The 22791-nt window shown below is 60.4% G+C and carries 35 protein-coding genes; 1 reads left to right on the top strand and 34 read right to left on the bottom strand.

Going from position 1 to position 22791, the window contains the following annotated elements; translation table 11 throughout:
- Window positions 1-177: 177 nt before the first annotated feature.
- The 33 genes from ACTHUY_RS02235 to ACTHUY_RS02075 all read right to left on the bottom strand — a co-directional run bounded on the left by ACTHUY_RS02235 (window position 178) and on the right by ACTHUY_RS02075 (window position 19017).
- Complete coding sequence (locus ACTHUY_RS02235; RefSeq protein ID WP_441675926.1) at window positions 178-687, bottom strand: hypothetical protein; 510 nt, start codon at window positions 685-687, stop codon at window positions 178-180.
- 131 nt (window positions 688-818) lie between these two features.
- Window positions 819-1184, bottom strand: coding sequence for a cupin (locus ACTHUY_RS02230; protein ID WP_441677494.1), 366 nt, complete (start codon window positions 1182-1184; stop codon window positions 819-821).
- A gap of 206 nt (window positions 1185-1390) precedes the next feature.
- On the bottom strand, window positions 1391-1966 hold the full coding sequence (gene rplQ / locus ACTHUY_RS02225; RefSeq protein ID WP_441675924.1) for a 50S ribosomal protein L17: 576 nt from the start codon (window positions 1964-1966) through the stop codon (window positions 1391-1393).
- A gap of 21 nt (window positions 1967-1987) precedes the next feature.
- Window positions 1988-2992, bottom strand: a complete 1005-nt coding sequence (locus ACTHUY_RS02220) for a DNA-directed RNA polymerase subunit alpha (RefSeq protein ID WP_126702909.1) — start codon at window positions 2990-2992, stop codon at window positions 1988-1990.
- A gap of 76 nt (window positions 2993-3068) precedes the next feature.
- On the bottom strand, window positions 3069-3467 hold the full coding sequence (rpsK, locus tag ACTHUY_RS02215) for a 30S ribosomal protein S11 (protein WP_441655044.1): 399 nt from the start codon (window positions 3465-3467) through the stop codon (window positions 3069-3071).
- Window positions 3468-3508: 41 nt separating this feature from the next.
- On the bottom strand, window positions 3509-3877 hold the full coding sequence (gene rpsM / locus ACTHUY_RS02210) for a 30S ribosomal protein S13 (RefSeq protein ID WP_441655045.1): 369 nt from the start codon (window positions 3875-3877) through the stop codon (window positions 3509-3511).
- A gap of 120 nt (window positions 3878-3997) precedes the next feature.
- Window positions 3998-4111 carry a 50S ribosomal protein L36 gene (gene rpmJ / locus ACTHUY_RS02205; RefSeq protein WP_126702907.1) on the bottom strand — a complete coding sequence of 38 codons (114 nt, stop codon included), beginning with the start codon at window positions 4109-4111 and terminating at the stop codon, window positions 3998-4000.
- A gap of 53 nt (window positions 4112-4164) precedes the next feature.
- Window positions 4165-4386 (bottom strand): translation initiation factor IF-1, encoded by a 222-nt coding sequence (gene infA / locus ACTHUY_RS02200; protein ID WP_126702906.1) that lies wholly within the window; start codon window positions 4384-4386, stop codon window positions 4165-4167.
- Between the two features lie 305 nt (window positions 4387-4691).
- Complete coding sequence (gene map / locus ACTHUY_RS02195) at window positions 4692-5519, bottom strand: type I methionyl aminopeptidase (protein ID WP_441655046.1); 828 nt, start codon at window positions 5517-5519, stop codon at window positions 4692-4694.
- Window positions 5519-6079 (bottom strand): adenylate kinase, encoded by a 561-nt coding sequence (locus ACTHUY_RS02190; protein ID WP_441677531.1) that lies wholly within the window; start codon window positions 6077-6079, stop codon window positions 5519-5521. Before ACTHUY_RS02190 ends, map begins: the two co-directional genes overlap by 1 nt.
- A gap of 5 nt (window positions 6080-6084) precedes the next feature.
- On the bottom strand, window positions 6085-7371 hold the full coding sequence (secY, locus tag ACTHUY_RS02185; RefSeq protein WP_441677492.1) for a preprotein translocase subunit SecY: 1287 nt from the start codon (window positions 7369-7371) through the stop codon (window positions 6085-6087).
- Between the two features lie 162 nt (window positions 7372-7533).
- The gene (gene rplO, locus ACTHUY_RS02180; RefSeq protein WP_441655070.1) at window positions 7534-7992 is read right to left on the bottom strand and encodes a 50S ribosomal protein L15; all 459 of its coding nucleotides are present in this window, start codon (window positions 7990-7992) and stop codon (window positions 7534-7536) included.
- Complete coding sequence (rpmD, locus tag ACTHUY_RS02175; protein WP_126704888.1) at window positions 7992-8165, bottom strand: 50S ribosomal protein L30; 174 nt, start codon at window positions 8163-8165, stop codon at window positions 7992-7994. The genes rplO and rpmD overlap by 1 nt, the downstream gene beginning before the upstream one ends.
- Window positions 8165-8869, bottom strand: a complete 705-nt coding sequence (gene rpsE / locus ACTHUY_RS02170; protein WP_441677490.1) for a 30S ribosomal protein S5 — start codon at window positions 8867-8869, stop codon at window positions 8165-8167. The genes rpmD and rpsE overlap by 1 nt, the downstream gene beginning before the upstream one ends.
- A gap of 26 nt (window positions 8870-8895) precedes the next feature.
- Entirely contained in the window at window positions 8896-9267 is a 372-nt protein-coding gene (gene rplR, locus ACTHUY_RS02165) for a 50S ribosomal protein L18 (protein WP_441677488.1), read from the bottom strand.
- Complete coding sequence (rplF, locus tag ACTHUY_RS02160; RefSeq protein WP_441655048.1) at window positions 9267-9803, bottom strand: 50S ribosomal protein L6; 537 nt, start codon at window positions 9801-9803, stop codon at window positions 9267-9269. Before rplF ends, rplR begins: the two co-directional genes overlap by 1 nt.
- Before the next feature lie 15 nt (window positions 9804-9818).
- Window positions 9819-10217, bottom strand: a complete 399-nt coding sequence (rpsH, locus tag ACTHUY_RS02155; RefSeq protein WP_126702900.1) for a 30S ribosomal protein S8 — start codon at window positions 10215-10217, stop codon at window positions 9819-9821.
- A gap of 87 nt (window positions 10218-10304) precedes the next feature.
- Complete coding sequence (rplE, locus tag ACTHUY_RS02150) at window positions 10305-10874, bottom strand: 50S ribosomal protein L5 (protein ID WP_126702899.1); 570 nt, start codon at window positions 10872-10874, stop codon at window positions 10305-10307.
- Window positions 10871-11212: a 50S ribosomal protein L24 gene (rplX, locus tag ACTHUY_RS02145; RefSeq protein WP_126702898.1), complete on the bottom strand. Its 342-nt coding sequence runs from the start codon at window positions 11210-11212 to the stop codon at window positions 10871-10873. Before rplX ends, rplE begins: the two co-directional genes overlap by 4 nt.
- Entirely contained in the window at window positions 11213-11584 is a 372-nt protein-coding gene (gene rplN / locus ACTHUY_RS02140; RefSeq protein ID WP_126702897.1) for a 50S ribosomal protein L14, read from the bottom strand. It lies immediately after the preceding gene.
- A 68-nt stretch (window positions 11585-11652) separates the two neighbouring features.
- Window positions 11653-11934 carry a 30S ribosomal protein S17 gene (gene rpsQ, locus ACTHUY_RS02135; RefSeq protein WP_407644336.1) on the bottom strand — a complete coding sequence of 94 codons (282 nt, stop codon included), beginning with the start codon at window positions 11932-11934 and terminating at the stop codon, window positions 11653-11655.
- A gap of 8 nt (window positions 11935-11942) precedes the next feature.
- Window positions 11943-12182 (bottom strand): 50S ribosomal protein L29, encoded by a 240-nt coding sequence (gene rpmC, locus ACTHUY_RS02130; RefSeq protein WP_126702895.1) that lies wholly within the window; start codon window positions 12180-12182, stop codon window positions 11943-11945.
- Window positions 12182-12601, bottom strand: coding sequence for a 50S ribosomal protein L16 (gene rplP, locus ACTHUY_RS02125; RefSeq protein ID WP_126702894.1), 420 nt, complete (start codon window positions 12599-12601; stop codon window positions 12182-12184). The genes rpmC and rplP overlap by 1 nt, the downstream gene beginning before the upstream one ends.
- Before the next feature lie 2 nt (window positions 12602-12603).
- Window positions 12604-13380 (bottom strand): 30S ribosomal protein S3, encoded by a 777-nt coding sequence (gene rpsC, locus ACTHUY_RS02120; RefSeq protein ID WP_441677486.1) that lies wholly within the window; start codon window positions 13378-13380, stop codon window positions 12604-12606.
- Complete coding sequence (rplV, locus tag ACTHUY_RS02115) at window positions 13380-13757, bottom strand: 50S ribosomal protein L22 (protein ID WP_126702892.1); 378 nt, start codon at window positions 13755-13757, stop codon at window positions 13380-13382. Before rplV ends, rpsC begins: the two co-directional genes overlap by 1 nt.
- A 34-nt stretch (window positions 13758-13791) precedes the next feature.
- Window positions 13792-14073, bottom strand: coding sequence for a 30S ribosomal protein S19 (rpsS, locus tag ACTHUY_RS02110; protein WP_126702891.1), 282 nt, complete (start codon window positions 14071-14073; stop codon window positions 13792-13794).
- A gap of 9 nt (window positions 14074-14082) precedes the next feature.
- Window positions 14083-14919, bottom strand: a complete 837-nt coding sequence (rplB, locus tag ACTHUY_RS02105; RefSeq protein WP_441677484.1) for a 50S ribosomal protein L2 — start codon at window positions 14917-14919, stop codon at window positions 14083-14085.
- A 29-nt stretch (window positions 14920-14948) separates the two neighbouring features.
- On the bottom strand, window positions 14949-15248 hold the full coding sequence (gene rplW, locus ACTHUY_RS02100) for a 50S ribosomal protein L23 (RefSeq protein WP_126702889.1): 300 nt from the start codon (window positions 15246-15248) through the stop codon (window positions 14949-14951).
- Window positions 15245-15889: a 50S ribosomal protein L4 gene (gene rplD, locus ACTHUY_RS02095; RefSeq protein ID WP_126702888.1), complete on the bottom strand. Its 645-nt coding sequence runs from the start codon at window positions 15887-15889 to the stop codon at window positions 15245-15247. The genes rplW and rplD overlap by 4 nt, the downstream gene beginning before the upstream one ends.
- A gap of 2 nt (window positions 15890-15891) precedes the next feature.
- The gene (gene rplC / locus ACTHUY_RS02090) at window positions 15892-16557 is read right to left on the bottom strand and encodes a 50S ribosomal protein L3 (protein WP_441655050.1); all 666 of its coding nucleotides are present in this window, start codon (window positions 16555-16557) and stop codon (window positions 15892-15894) included.
- Window positions 16558-16565: 8 nt separating this feature from the next.
- Window positions 16566-16874, bottom strand: a complete 309-nt coding sequence (gene rpsJ, locus ACTHUY_RS02085) for a 30S ribosomal protein S10 (protein WP_126702886.1) — start codon at window positions 16872-16874, stop codon at window positions 16566-16568.
- A gap of 465 nt (window positions 16875-17339) precedes the next feature.
- Window positions 17340-18290 carry an NAD-dependent epimerase/dehydratase family protein gene (locus ACTHUY_RS02080; protein WP_441677482.1) on the bottom strand — a complete coding sequence of 317 codons (951 nt, stop codon included), beginning with the start codon at window positions 18288-18290 and terminating at the stop codon, window positions 17340-17342.
- A 103-nt stretch (window positions 18291-18393) separates the two neighbouring features.
- A complete protein-coding gene (locus tag ACTHUY_RS02075) occupies window positions 18394-19017 on the bottom strand; it encodes a MerR family transcriptional regulator (protein ID WP_441677480.1) in 624 nt (207 codons plus the stop codon).
- 205 nt (window positions 19018-19222) lie between these two features.
- Here ACTHUY_RS02075 and ACTHUY_RS02070 point away from each other — a divergent pair, with 205 nt between their 5' ends.
- On the top strand, window positions 19223-20614 hold the full coding sequence (locus tag ACTHUY_RS02070) for a uracil-xanthine permease family protein (RefSeq protein ID WP_441677478.1): 1392 nt from the start codon (window positions 19223-19225) through the stop codon (window positions 20612-20614).
- 187 nt (window positions 20615-20801) lie between these two features.
- Here the strand turns inward: ACTHUY_RS02070 and ACTHUY_RS02065 are convergent, their stop codons facing one another.
- Window positions 20802-22463 (bottom strand): SulP family inorganic anion transporter, encoded by a 1662-nt coding sequence (locus ACTHUY_RS02065; RefSeq protein ID WP_441677476.1) that lies wholly within the window; start codon window positions 22461-22463, stop codon window positions 20802-20804.
- Window positions 22464-22791 lie beyond the last annotated feature (328 nt).

The raw sequence follows: 22791 nt of genomic DNA, 5'->3' as shown, positions 1-22791 counted from the left end.
GTCCTTCTCGAGCACAGGGCAAGACACCCGCCACTGGGTGAATGTTGAACTTCCAAACCAAAATGAAGGCTTCCCCTGAACGGGGATTGTCTGGCCTACTTCTTAGCGCTCTTTTGGCCTGAAACAGGCCGCTCACATGGCACACAACCAGAGCTGAAACGACCTACAAATAGTTGATCACAGACACCCCGCCCAGGAGCCCTTTTCAACATCGGCGATAGCAACCGCAATGTCAGCCTGGGTTGTGAGGATCTCGCCCGGCCACTTGCCGAGAAGGTCCGCTTCCTTGTAGGAGCCACCGTCGGGACGTACGTGGCCCCAGACAATGTTCTGTTCGTAGGCACGCTGGATCGCGGACTTCTCAAGATTCGTATCCCATGAAACGCCATTGATGTATTCAGAGCGGGACAGGCCCGCCTGATCGACGGCCCGATACAGGGGCTGTCCGTTGAAAAGTACTTCCTTGTCGTCGTACATCTGCGCGCGGATGCTCCGCACCGCGGGCATAGCAGCCGCTTGAATGGCGACCTGATCGACATCGAGGTCAGATGCAACGATGGTGCCGCGGCCTGGATCAGTTCCAAGGCCGGGGCTTCCTGCACCAAGCGCAGGGGCGGCAATAAGTCCGCCGGAGAGTATAAGCAAGACTGCGAGAAGTGAACTATACAGGCGTCGTGCGATCGGCAAGATGTCTTCCTCCGGATATGAATCATCTGGTCTAAGGTCTCAAATCTATAACAATTTGATGACCCAGAAAGATGTTATCGGAGAAACTTATGTGAATACATCTGATGTGTTGTGTATCAAGTACAAACTTACTAATGAGAGCCTTGCTCTTCAGATTTCCGTTCGTCGTGGCTCTCCCGCTCGACAATTCCGGTGACCGTTGTCAACAGGAAAACCGAGTCCTCGCGCGCAAAAACTCCATGCCGCACATGGGTGAGAATCTTCATGTCCCCCTCGTCGAGACTGTCCGCCTCCGCGCCGACAATATCAACCCCACCGGTGATGACATACATGGAGGCGGCAGGCGGTGAGTTGTGTGCCGCAAGCTCCGTTCCCTGACGCAACCCAATCAGGCTCTGCCGCAGCGGCCCGTCGTGTAGCAACAGTTCCGCATAGCGTCCGTTCTCGGCTTCCAACGCGCTCGCTAGCACTTTCTGCGCCTCTTCCATCAATCTCATGGTGACACCATTCCTCTCTTCCACCATTCGACCAGGACAAACCGGTCTCGTCCAGCCCAGACGACAAGAACTGTCGAATCCCTCCGCGCGAACAAGGAGCGGTTGCGACTTGCGTATACAAAAAACCGGCGCCTCAGCGCCGGTGAATGATGCCTGGAATAAGTAATGGGGCCGAGGAAAACCTCGACCCCACCACTTTCAATGTTCTACTTGTCCTCTTCGACCTTGTCCTCGGTGGACTCTGCCGACTCGGCGGACTCTGCCGAATCAACGGAATCGGCAGACTCAGGCGAATCGACCGAATCAGCGGACTCGGGCGAGTCAACCGACTCAGCGGACTCCGGCGACTCAACGGTCTCGTCGGCGTCAGCAGCCTTGACGGCAGCCTTCTCGGCCTCGGCAACAACAGCCTGCTTCGGCGAGACGGGCTCGGTGACGAGCGAGATGATGGCCATGGGGGCGTTGTCGCCCTTGCGGTTGCCTACCTTGACGATACGGGTGTAGCCACCCTGACGCTCGGCGAAGGTCGGGGCGAGCTCATCGAAGAGGATGGCAACGGCCGAGCGGTCCGTGATGTCCTTGAGGACGTCACGGCGAGCGGCGGTCGTGCCCTTCTTCGCCTTGGTGATGATACGTTCCGCGTACGGCTGGAGGCGCTGTGCACGCTTCTCGGTCGTCGTGATCGAGCCGTGCTCGAACAGGGCCTTCGCGAGATTGGCCAGCATGGCCTTTTCGTGTGCGGCGCTTCCCCCGAGGCGGGGACCCTTAGCGGGCTGAGGCATGATGTCTCCTTGAAATTATTGTCAGTGCGAGGCGTCGTCGCTGAACATGGACGAACCGTAGGAATCGTCGAAGCCGCCCATGAAGCCGGCCGGCGAATCCTTGAGCTGAAGGTCAAGCTTTGCGAGCTCGTCCTTCACGTCCTCAATCGACTTCGCACCGAAGTTACGAATATCCAGCAGATCTGCCTCAGAGCGCAGGATGAGCTGGCCAATGGTTTCGATTCCCTCACGCTGCAGGCAGTTCTGCGAACGTGCGGGGAGATTCAGAATGGTGATGGGGCGCTGCAGGTCAGACGACTGCGTTTCCTCCACCGGTGCTTCGCCGAGCTCGATACCCTCAGCCTCGAGGTTGAGTTCCGCTGCGAGTCCGAAGAGCTCGACAAGCGTCTTGCCAGCAGAAGCAAATGCGTCGCGAGGATTCGTCGACGGCTTCGTCTCGACATCAATGATGAGCTTGTCGAAGTCGGTGCGCTGCTCAACACGAGTAGCTTCGACCTTGTACGAGACCTGGAGAACCGGCGAGTAGATCGAATCGACGGGGATACGACCAATCTCGGCCTCGGGATCCTTGTTCTGCGCGGCGGACACATATCCGCGGCCACGCTCGACAATGAGGTCGATCTCGATCTTGCCCTTCTCGTTGAGATTGGCAATGACGAGGTCCGGGTTGTGGATCTCTACACCTGCGGGCGGGTTGATGTCACCAGCGGTGACGACACCCGGGCCCTGCTTGCGAACATACATCTGAACGGGCTCGTCGTTCTCGGAGGAGACAACGAGTTCCTTGATGTTCAGGATGATCTCGGAGACATCTTCCTTCACGCCCTCGATCGTGGTGAACTCGTGAAGAACCGAGTCGATCTTGATCGAAGTGACTGCTGCGCCCGGGATAGACGACAGCAGGGTGCGGCGAAGGGAGTTGCCCAGGGTGTAGCCGAAGCCCGGCTCGAGCGGCTCAAGAATGAACCGTGCACGGTACTCGGAGACGACTTCCTCGGAGAGGACGGGACGCTGTGCGATTTGCACGATGTATTTCCTTTCAGCAGTGACCGCTATATGACACTGCAGTACGGAACCGGTGCCGGATGGCCCGGATTAACAATCAGACGCGGCGGCGCTTGGGCGGGCGGCAACCGTTGTGAGCCTGCGGGGTGACGTCCTGAATGGAGGTGACCTCGAGGCCGTTGGCGGTCAGGGTACGGATCGCGGTTTCGCGGCCCGAGCCGGGGCCCTTAACAAAGACGTCAACCTTCTTGAGGCCGGTCTCCATGGCGCGACGAGCAGCCGTCTCGGCGGCGAGCTGTGCAGCGTAAGGGGTGGACTTACGAGAGCCCTTGAAACCCATCATGCCGGACGATGCGGTCGCGAGGACGGCACCGGTCGGGTCGGTGATGGTAACGATGGTGTTATTGAAGGTCGACTTGATGTGGACCTGTCCGTTAACGATGTTCTTGCGCATCGCCCGACGCGGGCGAGTAGCAGTACGTGACTTGGGGGGCATTATCTACATTCTCCTTGAGATCATCGGTTCGCTAGCGCGAACTACTTCTTCTTGCCTGCAACGGTGCGCTTCGGACCCTTACGCGTACGTGCGTTGGTCTTGGTGCGCTGGCCGCGGACGGGCAGGCCGCGACGGTGGCGGATACCCTGGTAGCTGCCAATTTCGATCTTGCGACGGATGTCGGCCTGAACCTCGCGGCGAAGGTCACCCTCCACCTCGTAGTTGCCTTCGATGAACTGGCGAATCTTCACCAGGTCCTCTTCGGAGATGTCCTTCATCCGAACGTCGGGCGAGACGCCAGTTGCGGCAAGGATCTCGGAGGCGCGGGTGCGCCCAATGCCATAAATGTAGGTGAGAGCAACCTCGACCCGCTTCTCGCGGGGGAGGTCAACACCTGAAATACGTGCCAACGTTTACTCCTGTTGGTAGGCCGGAGGTGTGGTGCGCTACCGTCCAGTTCCTGGTCCAGGGCCTCCGGGCCCCGGGTTGATCTGTAGCGCTGTCGCGGGCGTGTGCCCGCTTCCAGGGATTCAGCCCTGGCGCTGCTTGTGCCGTGGGTTCGTGCAAATAACCATGACGTTGCCGTGGCGACGGATCACCTTGCAGCTGTCACAGATGCGCTTCACGCTTGGCTTGACCTTCATGTCCAACCTTCTTTAAGCCCGGAAGGGTTCCCGGGCTTGGTGTAGGGCGGGGCTTACTTGTAGCGATAGACGATGCGACCGCGGGTCAGATCGTAAGGAGTGAGCTCCACAACGACCCGGTCCTCGGGCAGAATCTTGATGTAGTGCTGACGCATCTTGCCCGAAATGTGGGCGAGCACAATGTGCCCATTTGTCAGCTCTACACGGAACATCGCGTTGGGCAATGCCTCTGAGACAGTGCCCTCGACCTCGATGACGCCTTCTTTTTTCGCCATAACCCCCGCTAACGCAGTTAATCTTCTAGTGCTATCGGTTGATAGCTACGGTATCCCTGCTGGTACAAGGCACCGACTATTCAGTTTAGAGGATGGGCGCCCCGTTTTACAGTGCCGATACGCGTGTAACGGCACACACCCGGGGAAAGAGCAAGAGGAACCTTAGGCAATGATGAAGGCCCGGCCAGATGTTTCATCCGACCGAGCCTTCATCATGAATATATAGAGTTCGTCCTGATCTGGTACCGATTCCAGAACTTTCGATCCGGTTTCTCGAACGGAGTCCTGATTCCGTTTCGAACGGATCAGCCGAGCGGGACCGGGGTCACGCCGAAGGGTCTCAGGCCTTCCGCTCCCCCATCGCGCGCCGTCAGCACCCAGATGCCACCCTTGTGGATGGCAACCTCATGCTCCCAGTGGCTCGCGTTCGAACCGTCGGTCGTGATGACCGTCCAGTCATCCTCGAGAACCTTGCTCTCGGGGCTGCCGATGGTCAGCATCGGCTCTACGCAAAGCACCATGCCGGGCTTCAGCTTCGCGCCCTTGTTCTTTGCGCGATAGTTGAGGACATCCGGGGGCTGGTGCATGGCGGAACCGATGCCGTGGCCCATGTACTCCTCAACGAGACCGGGACGGTTGTCCTCGGGGATCGAATCCACATAGTCTTCGATCGCTCCCCCAACTTCACCCACGTGCTTGGCGGTGGCGAGGGCGGCGATGCCAGCCCACATGGCAGTCTCCGTGTTTTCCGACAGCTTGCGGTCCGCTTCGGAGGCATTCGGCATGCAGAGCGTGAAGCACGCATCCCCATGCCAGCCGTCGACGATTGCCCCGCAGTCAAACGAAACAATATCGGTATCCGTGAGGACCCGGTCCCCCGGGATCCCGTGCACGATGACCTCGTTGACGGAGATGCAGGCGTTGGCCGGGTAGTCGTAATAGCCAAGGAAGTTGGAGCGGGCTCCCGCGTCCTGGAGGACGCGGGCAGCTACGAGATCAAGTTCCCCGGTGGTAACACCGGGTTTCGCGGCCTCGCGCAGAGCATCGTGGATGTCGGCAACAACGAGGGCCGCTTCCCGAATCTTGAGGATCTGCTCGTTCGACTTGTACTCGATCGATTCCCGTCCGAACATCAACGTCCCTGGACCGCTTCGCGGATGCGCTCCTGGACCTCTTCGATGGTGCCAAGACCATCAATTTCGACGAGGATGCCACGCTGCTCGTAGACGCGGGACAGCGGCTTGGTCTGCTCGAGGTAGACCTCCATGCGGCGCCTAATAACGTCCTCGGTGTCGTCCGCGCGGCCTTCGATCTCGGCGCGCTTGAGGAGACGCTCGACAAGAGCCTCGCGCTCGGTAACGAGCTCAATGACGATGTCGAGGGTGTGGCCCTGCTCGAGAAGGATCTCGTCAAGAGCACCAACCTGCGCGAGTGTGCGGGGGTAGCCGTCGAGGAGGAAGCCGTCCTGGGTGTCCTCCTGGTGGAGACGGTCCTTCACCAGGGAATCGGTGATCTCGTCCGGGACGAACTCGCCGCGATCGATGTAGCCCTGGGCGAGCTTGCCGAGGTCGGTGCCTTCAGAAATGTTGGCACGGAAGATCGCTCCGGTGGAGATCTGGGGAATGCCGAGCTTCTCGCAGAGAACCTTTGCCTGGGTGCCCTTGCCGGCGCCGGGGGCGCCGAGGATAATCATTCGCTTCATCGGAGGAAACCTTCGTAGTGTCGTTGCTGGAGCTGAGCGTCGATGTCCTTCACGGTCTGGAGTCCGACGCCCACGATAATGATGATCGACGTTCCGCCGAATGCCATCATCGTGATGCCCATCTGGGTGAAGATCACAGTCGGGATGAGCGCGATAATCGCGAGGTAGAACGAACCCACCCACGTAATCCTGGTGATGACGTTCTTCAGGTACTGGGCGGTCGGAGCACCGGCACGGATGCCGGGGATAAAGCCGCCGTAGCGCTTCATGTTGTCCGCAACCTCTTCGGGGTTGAACGTGATCGACGTGTAGAAGAACGCGAAGAAGATGATGAGAAGAGCGAAGGTCAGCAGGTAGAGCCAGGACGTCTGGTTGTAGTTAGCTGCCAGCCACTGAACCCAGCCCGCATTCGAGTCACCGAACTGGATCGCCATCGTCGGCAGTGCCAGGAGGGAGGACGCGAAGATAACCGGGATGACGTTCGCCATGTTGATCTTGATCGGGATGTAAGTGGTCGAACCACCGTAGGTGCGGCGGCCGACAACGCGCTTGGCGTACTGCACGGGAATGCGGCGCTGCGACTGCTCAACAAACACAACAACAAGGGTGATTGCGAGGAACAGAGCGAGGATCAGGATGAAGTTGCGGACACCGTTGGACGACATGAGCACCTGGCCCATGGCGGGCGGGAAGGACGCACAGATACCGGCGAAGATGAGGATCGACATGCCATTGCCGACGCCGCGTTCGGTGATCTGCTCACCCATCCACATGATGAGGCCGGTACCCGCGGTCATCGCAAGAATAGCCATGAGGACCATGCCTGCCGAGGTGTCGGGGAACGGATCAACCGTACATCCGAGGAAGAGGCTGGAGTTCGCCACGGTGATAACAACGGCGGACTGCATGACGGCAAGGCCGATGGTGAGGTAACGGGTGTACTGCGTGAGCTTGGCCTGGCCCGACTGGCCTTCCTTTTGGAGCTCTTCGAACCGCGGGATAACAACCCGCAGGAGCTGCACAATAATCGAGGCAGTAATGTAGGGCATGATGCCGAGCGCAAACACCGACATCTGGAACATGGCCCCGCCCGAAAACATGTTGAGCATGGGTAGCAGGCCCTCGGAACCGGACTGGTTCAAACACACCTGGACGTTTTCATAGCTGACGCCCGGGGCAGGCATGTAGGTGCCGAATCGGTAAATGACGATAATGCCCAGCGTGAACAGCAGCTTGCGGCGCAGGTCCGGTGTGCGGAAGGCCGAGACGAATGCGGAAAGCAAACTTCCTCCTTGATGGTATGGCCCCGTGCGGGCCACAAGTCAGTGTATCGTGACTGACGCGAATCGCTATGACCGATTCAAGGCCTGAAACTCGATACTTACGTGCTTGGTAAGCGTGCAACGAGGCGGGCCGATTGGCCCGCCTCGTTGGCTAGATGAACTTCATCGCGCGGAAATGGTTCCGCCGGCGGCTTCGATCTTCTTCTGCGCGGAAGCCGACCACTTGTCGACTGCCACGGAGACCTTGACCGAGATCTCGCCAGTGCCGAGAACCTTCACCGGGTGGCCCTTGCGGACCGCACCCTTGGCTACGAGCTCCTCGACGGTGACGTCGCCGCCCTCGGGGAAGAGGGAGTTGATGCGATCCAGGTTCACAACCTGGTATTCGACGCGGAACGGGTTCTTGAACCCGCGCAGCTTCGGCATACGCATGTGCAGCGGCATCTGGCCACCTTCGAAGCCGATCGGAACCTGGTAGCGGGCCTTCGTGCCCTTGGTTCCGCGACCCGCGGTCTTGCCCTTCGAGCCCTCACCACGGCCGACACGAGTCTTCGACTTGTGTGAACCCGGCGCGGGAGCGAGATCGTGAAGCTTGGTGACGTCGTTCGTGTTTTCCGACATCATGCCTCCTCTACGGTGACGAGGTGCGAAACGATGTTAATCATTCCACGAACCTCGGGACGATCCTCACGCTCGACGGACTGGCCGATCTTGCGCAGGCCGAGCGACAGCATCGTGTCCCTCTGCTTCTTGGTTCCACCAATGGTGGACTTGGTCTGGGTAATCTTCAGCATCACGCACCAACTCCGGACGCAGCAGCTTCGTTCTCAGCCTCAGCCGCATCGGCTGCCTGCTTCTCACGCTGCTCGGCGTCGTAGGACGCGCGCTGGCGGAGCATCGCGGCAGGAGCGACCTGCTCGAGGGACTTGCCACGACGTGCGGCAACAGCCTCGGGCTGCTCGAGCTGGCGAAGCGCTGCCACGGCTGCGCGGACGATGTTGATGGCGTTGGACGAACCCAGCGACTTGGTCAGGATGTCATGAATGCCAGCGGCTTCCATGACTGCACGGACCGGACCGCCGGCGATAACGCCGGTACCCGGGGACGCCGGGCGCAGGAAGACAACGCCTGCGGCGTCCTCACCCTGGGTGATGTGCGGGATCGTGCGGCCAATGAGCGGGACGCGGAAGAAGTTCTTCTTCGCTTCCTCGGTGCCCTTGGAAATAGCCTGGGGCACTTCCTTGGCCTTGCCGTAGCCAACACCGACGGTGCCGTTGCCATCACCGACGACGACGAGAGCCGTGAAGGAGAAGCGACGGCCACCCTTCACCACCTTCGACACACGGTTGATGGTGACGACGCGCTCGATGTAGGCGTCTTTCTGTTCGTTGCGACGGTCGTTGTTGCCCCGACGTCCCCTGGGACGGTCGGAACCGGAACGCTCATTGTTGCGCTCGCCGTCTTGCGGACCGTTGGTCCGACGCTGCGATGCAGCCATAGTTTTCCTCTACTCTCGTTCCGTCGCTACAGGGTCAGACCGGACTCGCGGGCACCGTCTGCCACTGCCGCTACGCGACCATGGTACTGGTTACCGCCGCGGTCAAAGACCACGGAGTCAACACCTGCAGCCTTGGCACGTTCGCCGACGAGTTCGCCGACCTTTCGTGCCTTAGCGGTCTTGTCACCATCATCTGCCCGGAGGTCAGCTTCGAGCGACGAAGCGGACACAATGGTTGCGCCAGCCAGGTCGTCGATAACCTGGGCCACGATGTGGCGGTTGGATCGGGTAACGACGAGACGCGGGCGCGCGGCGGTACCGGTAATCTTCTTGCGAAGGCGAAGGTGCCGACGCTTGCGGGCAACAAACTTGCCCTTGCCCTTGATCGAGACAGCCATCACTTACCAGCCTTTCCGGCCTTGCGGCGGACGTGCTCGCCTTCGTAGCGAACGCCCTTGCCCTTGTACGGTTCAGGCCTGCGGAGCTTGCGGATGTTAGCCGCGATCTCGCCAACCTGCTGCTTGTCGATACCGCTAACCGTGATCTTGTTGTTGCCCTCGAGCTGGAACGTAATTCCTTCGGGAGCCTTGACCGAGATCGTGTGCGAGTAGCCGAGCGACAGTTCAAGGTCGGAACCCTTGGCCTGTGCGCGGTAGCCCGTGCCAACGATCTCGAGCTTCTTGGAGAAGCCCTCGGTCACGCCGGTAACGTTGTTGAAGATGAGTGTGCGGACCAGGCCGTGCAGCGAACGCGACTCGCGCTCGTCATCGGGACGGGACACGACTACCGCGCCGTCCTCCTGAGCGACCGTAATCGGGGCCGGAACCTCGTAGGAGAGGGTGCCCTTGGGGCCCTTCACCGTAACGAGCTGGCCGTCGATGGTGAGGTCAACACCGGACGGGATGGTCACAGGCAGCTTGCCAATACGAGACATATCTGTGTACCTCCCTTACCAGATGTAGGCGAGGACTTCTCCGCCTACACCCTTATCCTTGGCCTCACGGTCCGTCAGCAGGCCAGAGGACGTGGAAAGAATTGCCACGCCGAGGCCACCGAGGACGGTGGGCAGCTTTGTCGACTTTGCGTAAACGCGCAGACCGGGCTTCGAGATACGACGAAGGCCGGCGAGCGAGCGCTCACGGTTCGGTCCAAATTTCAGGTTGAGCGTGAGGGTCTTACCGACCTCTGCATCGTCAACGTCGAAGCTCGCGATGTAACCCTCGCGGACGAGGATCTCAGAGATTGCTCCCTTGAGCTTCGAGTACGGCATGGAAACCGTGTCGTGGTACGCCGAGTTGGCGTTTCGCAGACGCGTCAGCATGTCTGCGATAGGGTCTGTCATTGTCATCGGGCCTGCGCCCTTTCCCGTCGCGGTTTCCTTAGGACCTGCGACGTAGATGGAATTGCCAGCGGGTGGATGCTATTCAAAGCGTGCTCAGTTTTCCTTGAACGGGAAACCGAGGTTGCGAAGGAGCGCACGGCCCTCTTCATCGTTGTCAGCGGTGGTCACGACGGTGATGTCCATACCACGCGTGCGATCGACCTTGTCCAGGTTGATCTCGTGGAACATCGACTGCTCGGTCAGACCGAACGTGTAGTTGCCGTGACCGTCGAACTGCTTCGGGGAGAGGCCACGGAAGTCGCGGATACGGGGCAGAGCCAGCGACAGAAGCCTGTCGAGGAACTCCCACATGCGGTCCCCACGGAGTGTGGTGTGCGCACCGATGGCCTGGCCTTCACGCAGCTTGAACTGCGCGATGGACTTGCGTGCCTTGGTGATCTGCGGCTTCTGACCGGTGATGAGGGTCAGGTCGGCAATGGCGCCGTCGATGACCTTCGAGTCACGGGCAGCGTCACCGACACCCATGTTCACAACGATCTTCTCGAGCTTGGCTACCTGATTGGGGTTAGGAATGTTGAATTCCTTGATCAGGGCGGGCACGATCTCTTCGCGGTACTTCGTCTTGAGACGCGGGTATACCTTCTCAGTCGTTGCTTCGCTCACAGCTCGATCTCCTCTCCGCCACGGCGGCCGATGCGGACGCGAGTCTTGCGGACACGACCGTCGCGCTCAACTTCAACTTCCTTGTAACCAACGCGAACCGGCTTCTTGTCCGGGCCCACGAGGGCAACGTTCGAAATGTGGATGGGGGCTTCGACGGTCTCGATGCCGCCGGAAGCAGACGAGCCCGGCTGGCCGGCCTTCGTGTGCTTCTTGACGCGCATAACGCCTTCGACGATCACGCGATCACGCTGGGTGTCGATGCTGAGCACGCGGCCCTGCTGACCCTTATCGCGACCGGCGATCACCTGGACGAGATCGCCCTTCTTGATCTTCGCCATTTAGAGCACCTCCGGAGCGAGCGAAACGATACGCATGAACTGCTTGTCACGCAGCTCGCGACCCACCGGACCGAAAATACGGGTGCCGCGGGGCTCAAGACCATCGGTCTTGATAATGACGGCAGCATTCTCGTCGAAGCGGATGTACGAGCCGTCGGGACGGCGGCTTTCCTTGCGGGTACGGACGATAACGGCCTTGACGACCTCGCCCTTCTTAACATTGCCGCCAGGGATTGCATCCTTGACGGTGGCGACGATGACGTCGCCGATTCCGGCGTAGCGCCGGCCGGAGCCACCGAGCACCTTGATGCAGAGGATTTCCTTTGCACCGGTGTTATCGGCGACCTTGAGCCGCGACTCTTGCTGGATCATGAACTATCTCCTGTCGTCGTGCCGGTTCTCTTGCGAGCCTGGCCGAACGGATGGGTGGTTGGGGAAGACTACTTGGCCTTCTCGATGACCTCGACCACGCGGTAGTGCTTGGTAGCAGACAGCGGGCGGGTCTCCATGATGCGCACGAGGTCTCCCACGTGCACTTCGTTGTTCTCGTCGTGCGCCTTGACCTTCTTGGAGCGACGGATAACCTTGCCGTACTTGGCGTGCTTCACCTGCTCCTCGACCTCGACAACCACGGTCTTGTCCATCTTGTCGGACACGACGTAGCCGCGTGCGGTCTTCCGGTAGTTGCGCTCGACAGTTTCGGTGTTCTGAGTCTCAGTCACTGTCTGCCTCATTCCTTCTCAGCGGGAGCGGTACGGATGTTGAGTTCACGTTCGCGAGCGATCGTGTAGATGCGGGCGACGTCACGACGAACAGCCTTAAGTCGACCGTGGTCCTCGAGCTGCCCGGTGGCGGCGGAGAAGCGCAGATTGAAGAGCTCAGCCTTGCACTCGGCGAGGCGCTCTGCGAGCTCCTTGTCAGTCATCTGGTCGAGGTCGTCGGGGAAAAGTCCCTTGGTTCCTACTGCCATCAGTTGTCACCGCCTTCACGCATAACGAAACGAGTCTTAATGGGGAGCTTGTGCTGCGCACGAGACATGGCCTCGCGAGCGAGCTGCTCGTCAACGCCGGACAGCTCGAAGAGGATACGTCCGGGCTTGATGTTCGCAACCCAGAACTCGACCGAGCCCTTACCGGAGCCCATGCGGACTTCGGCAGGCTTCTTCGTCAGGGGGCGGTCCGGGAAGATGTTAATCCACACCTTGCCACCACGCTTGACGTGACGAGTCATGGCGATACGAGCAGCCTCAATCTGACGGTTGGTGATGTACGCCGGCTCGAGAGCCTGGATGGCGTAATCGCCGAACGCGATCTGGTTGCCGCCCTTGGAGTAACCCGAACGGGTCGGGCGGTGCTGCTTGCGGTACTTAGTCCTGCGAGGGATAAGCATGCCTATGCCTCCGATTCGCTGGTCGTTGCGGCCTGGTCGGCCTGTGCCTTAGCCGGACGGGGACGACGCGCGCCACCGCGGCGGTCGCCGCCACGGCCGCGACCGCGGGGAGCCTCGTTCAGCTGACGCTGGTACTCGGCCTCCGTGATATCGCCCTTGTAGATCCAAACCTTGACACCGATACGACCAAAGGTGGTCTTGGCCTCGTGGAAGCCAAAGTCGATGTTGGCGCGCAGGGTGTGCAGGGGCACACGGCCTTCGCGGTAGAACTCCGAGCGGGACATCTCGGCGCCGCCGAGACGACCTGCAACCTGGACACGAATGCCCTTGGCGCCGGAGCGAAGCGCGGACTGAACGCCCTTGCGCATGGCGCGGCGGAAGGACACGCGGGAAGCGAGCTGCTCCGCGATGCCCTGTGCGACGAGCTGTGCGTCTGCTTCGGGGTTCTTGACCTCGAGGATGTTCAGCTGGACGGCGCGGCCGGTCAGCTTCTCGAGCTGCTGCTTGAGGCGATCAGCCTCAGCGCCGCGGCGACCGATAACGATGCCGGGGCGTGCAGTGTAGATGTCGATCTCAACGCGGCCTGACTTGCGGGAAATATTGACGCGGGAAATTCCTGCGCGCTCAAGTCCCTCCTCCATCATGTTGCGGATGGCAATGTCTTCGGCGACGAAGTCCTGGTAGCGCTGTCCCTTAACGGTCGAGTCAGCGAACCAGCGCGAACGGTGTTCGGTGGTAATGCCGAGTCGGAACCCGGTCGGGTTGACCTTTTGTCCCACTATCGGGCCCTCCTCTTGGACTCAGCGGCGACGGCGTCGCCGACAATGATCGTGATGTGGCTCGTGCGCTTAAGGATCTGGTTGGCCCTACCCTGAGCGCGGGGCTGGATCCTCTTCATCGTCGGGCCCTCGTCAACGTAGCTCTCTACGATGCGAAGCGCGTCGATGTCGAATCGCTCGCCGGCCTGGTCGGCGGACTGGCGAGCATTCGCCACTGCCGATTCCAGGAGCTTGCGGACGGGTTCCGCAGCGGCCTGGGGAGCGTATCGCAGCACGTCGACCGCGTCGACAGCACGCATTCCGCGGACGTGGTCCACGACACGGCGTGCCTTCATGGGCGTAATACGCACGTATTTCGCCTGTGCCTTGGCTTCCATGTGTTCCTAACTTTCTTCTGGCTCGCGGCGCGCCTTAGCGGCGGCGTCCCTTGCGGTCGTCCTTGTCGTGACCCCGGAAGGTCTTGGTCGGAGCAAACTCTCCGAGCTTGTGACCGACCATCGATTCGGTGACGAACACCGGAACATGCTTGCGGCCGTCGTGGACTGCGAATGTGTGGCCCAGGAAGTCCGGCGTGATGACCGAACGGCGGGACCACGTCTTGATGACGTTCTTGCTGCCCTTTTCGTTCTGAGCATCGACCTTCTTCTGAAGGTGCTCGTCGACGAAGGGGCCCTTCTTAAGACTGCGTGGCATTGCCCTCTCCTATCGGTTCTTACCGGACTTGCGGCGACGCACGATCTGCTTGTCGCTGGCCTTGTTGGCGTGACGCGTACGGCCTTCCTTCTGTCCCCAGGGGGAAACAGGATGGCGACCGCCGGACGTCTTGCCCTCGCCACCGCCGTGCGGGTGGTCGAACGGGTTCATGACAACACCGCGGACCGAAGGACGAACGCCCTTCCAGCGCATGCGGCCTGCCTTGCCCCAGCTGACGTTGAGCTGCTCGGCGTTGCCGACCTCGCCAACCGTTGCACGGCAGCGGGCGTCGACGTTGCGGATCTCACCGGACGGCATGCGCAGCTGCGCGTTCTTGCCTTCCTTAGCGACCAGCTGGACCGAGGCGCCTGCCGAGCGAGCGATCTTCGCACCGCCACCGGGACGCATCTCCACGGCGTGGATGACGGTACCAACGGGGATGTTGAGCAGCGGCAGGTTGTTGCCGGGCTTGATGTCAGCCGACGGTCCCTGCTCGATGCGATCGCCCTGCTTGATGCGGGAGGGAGCAATGATGTAGCGCTTGTCGCCATCTGCGAAGTGCAGAAGAGCGATGCGTGCGGTGCGGTTCGGGTCGTACTCGATGTGAGCGACCGTTGCCGGCACGCCGTCCTTGTCATGACGACGGAAGTCGATGACGCGGTACTGGCGCTTGTGGCCACCGCCCTTGTGGCGAGTGGTGATACGACCGGTGTTGTTACGACCGCCGGTCTTGTGCAGCGGACGGACGAGCGACTTCTCCGGCTCGGAGCGGGTCAGCTCGACAAAGTCAGCCACGGACGAGCCGCGACGACCCGGGGTCGTGGGCTTGTACTTGCGGATACCCATGAGTTAAATCCTCAATCTTCCTGCCGGCCTCAGCCGATCTGCCCGTAAAGTTCGATGGAACCCTCGCGCAGCGAGACGATGGCGCGCTTGATGTCCTTGCGCTTGCCAATACCGTCACGGGTGCGGCGGGTCTTGCCCTTGCGGTTCATGGTGTTGACCGAGTCAACCTTGACGTCGAAGATCTGCTCGATAGCGATCTTGATCTGGGTCTTGTTGGCGCTCGGCGCAACCTCGAATACATACTTGCCTTCGTCCTCAAGTCGGTACGACTTTTCGGTAACGATCGGGCGAATAATGATGTCGCGCGGATCCTTGCGATTCAGAGTCACTTCTCCTCCTCCTGGCCGCCACCGACGAACGTCGCGATAGCAGACTCGGTGAAGACGACATCGTCAGCGACCATGACGTCATAGGTGTTGAGCTGCTCCACGGTCAGGACGTGTGCCTCTGCGAGGTTACGAACCGACTTCGTGTTGAGCTGGTCTTCACGGGAGACAACGACGAGTGCCTTGCGGCTCTCCACTGCCGTCTCGAGGAGACCGCGAGCGGCCTTGGTGGACGGGGTGTCACCAGCGACGAATGCCGAGACAACGTGGATGCGGCCTGCGCGGGCGCGGTCGGACAGAGCCGAACGGAGCGCTGCTGCCTTCATCTTCTTGGGGGTGCGCTGCTCGTAGGAGCGGGGCTGCGGTCCGTGGACCACGCCACCTCCGGCGAACTGCGGAGCGCGGATCGAGCCCTGACGAGCACGACCGGTGCCCTTCTGCTTGTACGGCTTGCGACCACCACCGCGCACTGCTGCACGGGTCTTGGTGGCGGCGGTGCCGCGGCGGGCTGCTGCCTGCTGGGCGACGACAACCTGGTGAATCAGGGGGATGTTCAGCTCGACATCGAAGATCTCCGCGGGGAGATCGAACGAACCGGACTTCGCGCCAGCGGCGTCGAGAATGTCGACGGTGAGGTTTGCCATGACTAGGCTCCCTTCGTGGCGGTGCGGACTACGACGAGGCCACCCTTGTTGCCCGGGACGGCGCCAGCTACGAGGAGCAGGCCGTTCTCGAGATCAACCGACTGGATGGTGAGGTTCTGGACGGTGCGACGGGCATTGCCCATACGACCGGCCATACGCAGGCCACGGAAGACACGGGACGGGGTCGAAGCCCCACCGATCGAACCGGCCTTGCGGTGGTTACGGTGCTGACCGTGGGAGGCGCCTACACCGGCAAAGCCGTGGCGCTTCATGACACCAGCGGTGCCCTTACCCTTGGTGGTACCGACAACGTCAACGGAATCGCCAGCGGCGAAGACGTCAGCGTTGAGCTCCTGGCCCTTCTCGAACTCGCCAGCTGCCGAGGTACGAATCTCAGCCAGGTAGCGCTTCGGGGTGGTGCCAGCAGCGGCAAAATGGCCCTGCATGGGCTGTGTGACGTTCTTCGGCTTCTTGTCGCCTACGGCGAGCTGAATGGCGGAGTAACCGTCAACTTCGGGGGTGCGCACCTGCGTAATAACGTTGGTGCCTACTCGCACAACAGTGACCGGGATCAGGCGGCCTGCCTCGTCCCAGACCTGAGTCATGCCGAGCTTGGTGCCTAGCAGCGCCTTGGGCGCAGCGGCAACCGCTTCAGTTTTGTTGGACATGATGAACCTCAGAGCTTGATCTCGACGCTAACGTCGCCTGAAAAGTCGATCTGCTGGAGCGAATCGATGGTCTTCGGCGTGGGATCGATGATGTCGATCAGCCGCTTATGCGTACGCTTCTCAAAGTGATCGCGGCTGTCCTTGTACTTGTGGGGCGAACGAATAACACAGTAAACGTTCTTCTCGGTGGGCAGCGGCACCGGGCCAACTACCTGTGCACCGGTACGAGTCACTTCGTCGACGAGCTTCTTCGCCGCGTTATCAATGACCTCATGGTCATATGACTTGAGCCGGATGCGGATTTTCTGTCCCGCCATGGCGTCGTCTACCTCTCTTTAACCGCAGTGTTCACCTGTACCCGCATCCGGGAGTGTCTCACCGCGAGAGACCTCGCGACAATCAGCCCTATGTTGGTTTCGGTGAACCTTTTTATTTTCCTGCCGATCCTTGGGGACCGACATACGTCTTTCACGCTCTCTCGAGCAACCGTCCTATTCTGGCAGAAAAGCCATGGGACGTGCAAACATCTGAGGAAAGTGCGTTCTGGCTAACACCAGCTCGTGCATTCCCCGGAAGAAAGCGACCTGTCTAGTCTAACGGGCGCCGGTTCGGTTCGAAAGAGCTGACATCGTGAAACACGTTATATCTCAAGCAAAGGATGCTGCCTCCCCAGGGAAGGCGGTGCCCTGTCCGCCATACAGGCTACGGGTCAGCCACGGTCGCGTCATGCGAAAACCGACAGTGATCTGCTTGGCAGGCAGGTCGAGCACCACCGCTGCCTCTCAGGCACCCGTGGCATCCAGCTCCCGTAGCTCAGCCCTGGCCGCACGAAGTGTTTGAGCTATCCCCTCTTCTATAGGGGTCGGTGCCACGCCAAACGTTGACTCGAACAAGTGGGAGTCGAGGATGTGGGGGCAGGTGTACTGGTACGCCATCTCCAACGTTTCCCTGGCGGCCTCGTTGAACAGTCCACCAATCCGCATGTACATCTGCGACATGACCTTCGTGCCGACCCCGGGTCCCGTCAGAATCTCCAGGCATTGCCTGCCGGTCAACGCGGGTGCGGTGGGGATGTGCCAGGTGCCGCTCCTCCCCCGCGGATCCGTTCCCAGTGTGGCGAGCGCTTGCCCGATGTCTGGGGTATAGGTCAGGGAGTGCGGCACGTTGGCATTAAATATCCACGAACCCTTCTTTCCCTTGGCAACCGGTTCGATGGCAAACATGTTGAACACGCTCATGGAAGCACCCGGCCCGTAGAAGTCGGAGCTACGCGCTATGGAATAGGACAGCCCCCGCTCCCTGGCCGCGGAGTCAAGCATGCCGAGAGCCTCAGCCCGCACCTGGCCCTTCTTACTGGATGGCCTTATTCGGACCTGCTCCGTCATTGGACCATCGACCTTGCCGTAGGCGTGGACGTTGTCGAGGTAGACAAGGTGTGTGCCAGTCTTGGTCGCAGCATCGACGGTGTTCCCGAGGATGAGTGGCCACCGCTCCTGCCAGCTCTTGGCGGAGTGGGGCAATCCGACCGTCAGATAGGCAACCTCCGCACCAGCAAGCGCGCGAGCGGCTTGATCAGGATCGAGGAGATCCGCGATATGGGAACGCACTGCCCGGTCCGGGTGCGAGCGCCGTCCCACGGAGATGGCGTTGACTCCCCTGGACCCAAGTGCCTTGATCGTTTCCGTTCCGGTTACTCCGTTACCTCCGAGGACAACGTGGTTTTGATTCTCCATGGGTCGTCTCTCTGGTGAGGGCGGTCCATCCCGGTCGAGAGACGTAGCCGCGTCGTCTAAAAGTTCGGTCGCGCACGCTCGGACTTGGCTCTAAGGTCGTGTCTTACTCGGAACAGGGGAACAGTTTCCGGCCGCTATCTTCGTGCGCCAGGCGGCGTAGGCCAATCAATAGCGGGTGCCCGAGCACGCTGCCAACGACCATAACTTCAATTTGCCTATCCGGGTCAGAAAGTTTCGCAAGCGCACCGAGATCCGCGGCCGCAACAGTGCTTGCGGCAGAGGCATATGCGGACAGGTAGTCACCATCGAGTTCGACTCCGATGGTCCACATGCCTTCGAGGGCCCTCGCCGCCATCTCCCACCCCGGGTTACCTTCGGATATGTCCCAGCCCTGTTTATTGGCAAGATCTAAGATTCGTTGCCGCGCTCTTTCGCTTGGCTCATCCCCTGAGGCTTTGGGAGCTCCCATTGCATGCTGGGCGATCCCGAACACGTCGGAGGTTGGGCTGGTGTCAAGTGCGGCTATGACTTCTTTTGCGGCGGCAACCGTGAGGCCACCCACCCCAAGAAGTGCCCGAACAAGCCGCACTCGCCGGACATGAATTTCTGTGTAATCGGTTTGATTGGGTGCGGTTTTGTCACCGGCCGGCAGGAGGCCCTCCCGCTGGTAGTACTTCACCGCGGACACCGGCACATGGGCCTGTTGCGCTAGTTCAGATATCTTCACTATCCGATAGTGTCGCTATCCAGTATTGCTTGGCTAGAGCACATACAGAATTGCTCCCTCCTACTCCGTCGAAGCATGCCGGCACCGGAGCACCCGAGTGCCCGTGTACGGTTTGTCGGTTCTGACGAATGTCACATGGACGGGGTGACGTGAAAGCGGCGAGAAGCCCTAAGATCACCTGTGGCATCACGCTTAGGAGGCGCATATGGCAATGTTCAACTGGAAGCTCCACGGAGACGGCAAATCCATTGCAGCGGGAGAGGTGGTGCTACCGAATGAACGGCTGGCGTGGCCTCAGACCATTGGCATTGGCGCCCAGCACGTCGTTGCGATGTTCGGGGCAACGTTCCTCGTTCCGCTACTGACCGGCTTTGATCCCGCTACGACACTGTTCTTCACGGGTGTTGGAACGATCCTGTTCCTTCTTATTACCTCGGGCAGGCTTCCCAGCTACCTGGGGTCTTCTTTTGCCCTGCTTGCCCCGATTGGCGCAGTCACCGGATATGTGGCGAACGGCGGTGTTCCTCTCGATGAGGAGCTTGCTTCACTCGCCCAGGGTGGCGTTGTTGCAACCGGTGCATCTCTAGCCGTTGTCGGCGTTATCGTGCATTTTGCGGGAGCCCGCTGGATCGACAAGCTCATGCCGCCAATCGTCACGGGCTCGATCGTTGCCCTTATCGGTTTCAACCTGGCACCTGCCGCGTGGAACAACGTGGCCCAGGCACCGGTGACCGCGGTTGTCACAATCACCGCCATTCTCTTCATCACCGTATTCTTCAAGGGCATCATCGGCAGGCTGTCAATCCTGCTGGGCGTTGTCGCCGGCTACATTGCCGCGATCATTCAGGGCGAGGTCGACTTCACCGCGATCAGCTCCGCCGACTGGGTGGGTGTTCCCGAGTTCCGGGCTCCATCCTTCGACATCTCCCTCATGGGGCTGTTCATTCCTGTCGTTCTCGTTCTTGTTGCCGAGAATATTGGCCACGTGAAGTCCGTGTCCGCCATGACTGGCCAGGATCTCGATGACATTACGGGACGGGCACTGTTTGCTGACGGCATCTCCACCGCTATCGCCGGCTCCGGCGGCGGTTCGGGAACAACAACGTATGCCGAGAACATTGGCGTCATGGCAGCAACCCGCGTGTATTCAACGGCGGCTTACGTGGTTGCCGCGCTATGCGCGCTCGGACTGTCCATGTTCCCCAAGTTCGGCCAGCTCATCGCCACCATTCCGCCCGGTGTTCTTGGCGGCGCAGCCACCGTCCTTTACGGCATGATCGGAATGCTTGGCGTTCGCATCTGGGTGCAGAACCGCGTCGACTTCTCCGACCCTGTCAACCTCAACACCGCGGCCGTTGCCATGGTCCTTGCTATCGCCAACTACACCTGGCACCTGGGCGACATGGTTTTCGAGGGCATTGCCCTTGGCTCCTTTGCCGCGATCGGCATCTACCACTCCATGCGCTGGATTTCCCGGAAGCGGGGAACCAGCGTCGAGTCTCCCTCCCCCGCTTCCGCGCCGGGTGGAACAGAACTCGAACCCGGCGCTCTTATCCGCGAGCATCAGTTCGACGATGATGATCGCCCCAAGAAATAAATAAGGTAGTGCAGAGCTGGGTAACCGCTAGCCCACCCACCCCAAAAAGTAACGCCCGAGATTCTCGGGCGTTACTTTTACACCGGTTCGCGACGAGATACCTACCGTTGGTTCGTGGCGACATATGACCACAGGTTCGGAGCGAGCGCTCAGATCGCTTGGGGCTGGGCTCTTGGTGCGGGGTCTCTTAGACGATGTGGCCGGTTTGGCGTTGCTTGTCCTTCATGGCGACGATCGTGTGAGCCCTTTCGAGGGCCTCATCCAAGGTGCTGAACATATGGTGCGGTCCCCCAAGTTCATCAATGACGCCGACCTCGTTGGCAAGGTCCAGCAGGGACGGATCCAGCCCCTTGATGTAGACGACGTTGCCGGCTTCGCGTAGTTTCGTCACGATATCCGCCAGCGCCTTCGCTCCCGTCGCATCCATGACGCCCACCCGTGACAGCCGGATGATAACAACATCAACGGAGTCGAGGGTGGGGATCTCCGATTCGATCCGATCGGATACGCCAAAAAACATTGCGCCATCAATTCGAAGAATGGCAATCCGGCGGTGCCTGTCCGGATTATCTTCGCGGTAGACACCGGACTGCTTGGCGAAGTGCCGCAGCACGAGAACGCCGGTCACGGCAACGCCCACACCGATGGCCCAGATGAGGTCCAGAACAACCGTGGTGACCGCGGTCAGGCAGAAGACCAGAGCATCGGACTTCGTGGACGCAAGGATAACGCGTGCTGTCGCGAAGGAAACCATGTTGAACGCGGTAACAAGCAGGACCCCGGCGAGAGCCGCCAGCGGAATCTGGGAGACCAGGCCGGAAGCAAGGTAAACAACCGCGAGCAAGAACAGGGCGTGGATGATGACCGACAGCCTGGTCCTGCCACTCGCCTTAATGTTGACCGCGATGCGCGCCATGGCACCCGTGGCCGGCATGCCACCAAACATTCCCGAGGCTACGGAGGCCAGCCCCTGACCGACGAGTTCGCGGTCCGGATGGTACGTCTCGCCCTTCACCATGCCGGCGGCAACGCGAGCGGACAGAAGGGATTCAATCCCGGCAAGGATTGCTACCGCAATAGCCCCCGGCATGAGCTGCCCAATGAGCTCCGGAGTGGCCTCCGGAATCGTCGGTGCTGGAAGACCCTCGGGTAGCGCCCCAATCACGGGCACGTTGATCGAGAACGCATAAACCGCAATCGTCGCAACGGCAACGGCAATGAGCTGCGCCGGCCATTTTGGCAAGACCTTAGCAATAAGGGCGATGACGAGCACGGTTGCAACCGTCATGAGAACCGGCCCCGCAGCTTCCGGCCACGACGCGATCTTGAACGCCTCAACAGTCGCCAGCAGCGTATTGGCCCCACCCGGCGCCTCAATGCCGAGGGCGTTGGGGACCTGCTGTAGCGCAATGATCGTGGCGATCCCGAGCGTGAAGCCCTCGATAACGGGCCAGGGGATCAAGGAGATTGCTCGTCCCATACCGAGCACTCCCCCGAGGATTACTATGACTCCCGCGAGGACCGAGAGGAGTGGAACCGCTGCCGCGCCGTGGGTGACCACGAGAGGAGCAATGATGACCACCATCGCGCCCGTCGGCCCGGAGACCTGAAGGTTCGAACCGCCAAAGATCGCGGCAACTAAGCCAGCGATGATAGCGGTAACGAGACCGGCGGCAGCACCAACACCGGAAGACACTCCGAAGGCGAGCGCCAGCGGGAGGGCAACAACACCGACTGTGATTCCGGCAGGAATGTCGCCCTTCCAGTGATGCTTCATCACGGTGAAGTCTTGAGGGCGAGGAAGCAGGGACAGAAGATGTTTGCGCAGGTCGGCTCGAATCCCTTTCATAGTGCCAGCGAAGGGCATGGAAGACGGCGCTGAGGAATCAGCGCCGCAATCACTTTCACCATACCAAGAGTTGCAACATCGTTTTAGGAAAGTAAGGTAAGTTCACAATCTTAATCTTGCGTTGCTATAAAACGCTTCCACCATTATCCACGCGTTTATTCGTTATTAATCTACGAAGGCCTAAATTCAAAGAACAGGTGAATGTGGACAGCGGAATCACGTGGCCACGAAAATTCGACTCGTTTTGGCGCACAGAACGACACGGAAAAGGCGCAGAACGGCACGGAAAAATAGAACGGTACAGAAAAGCAGCCACCAAGGTGGCTGC

The organism is Flaviflexus sp. (assembly GCF_052087705.1).
GTDB classification, from domain to species: Bacteria; Actinomycetota; Actinomycetes; order Actinomycetales; family Actinomycetaceae; genus Flaviflexus; species Flaviflexus ciconiae.
This window is presented reverse-complemented; position numbering and strand designations above follow the sequence as displayed.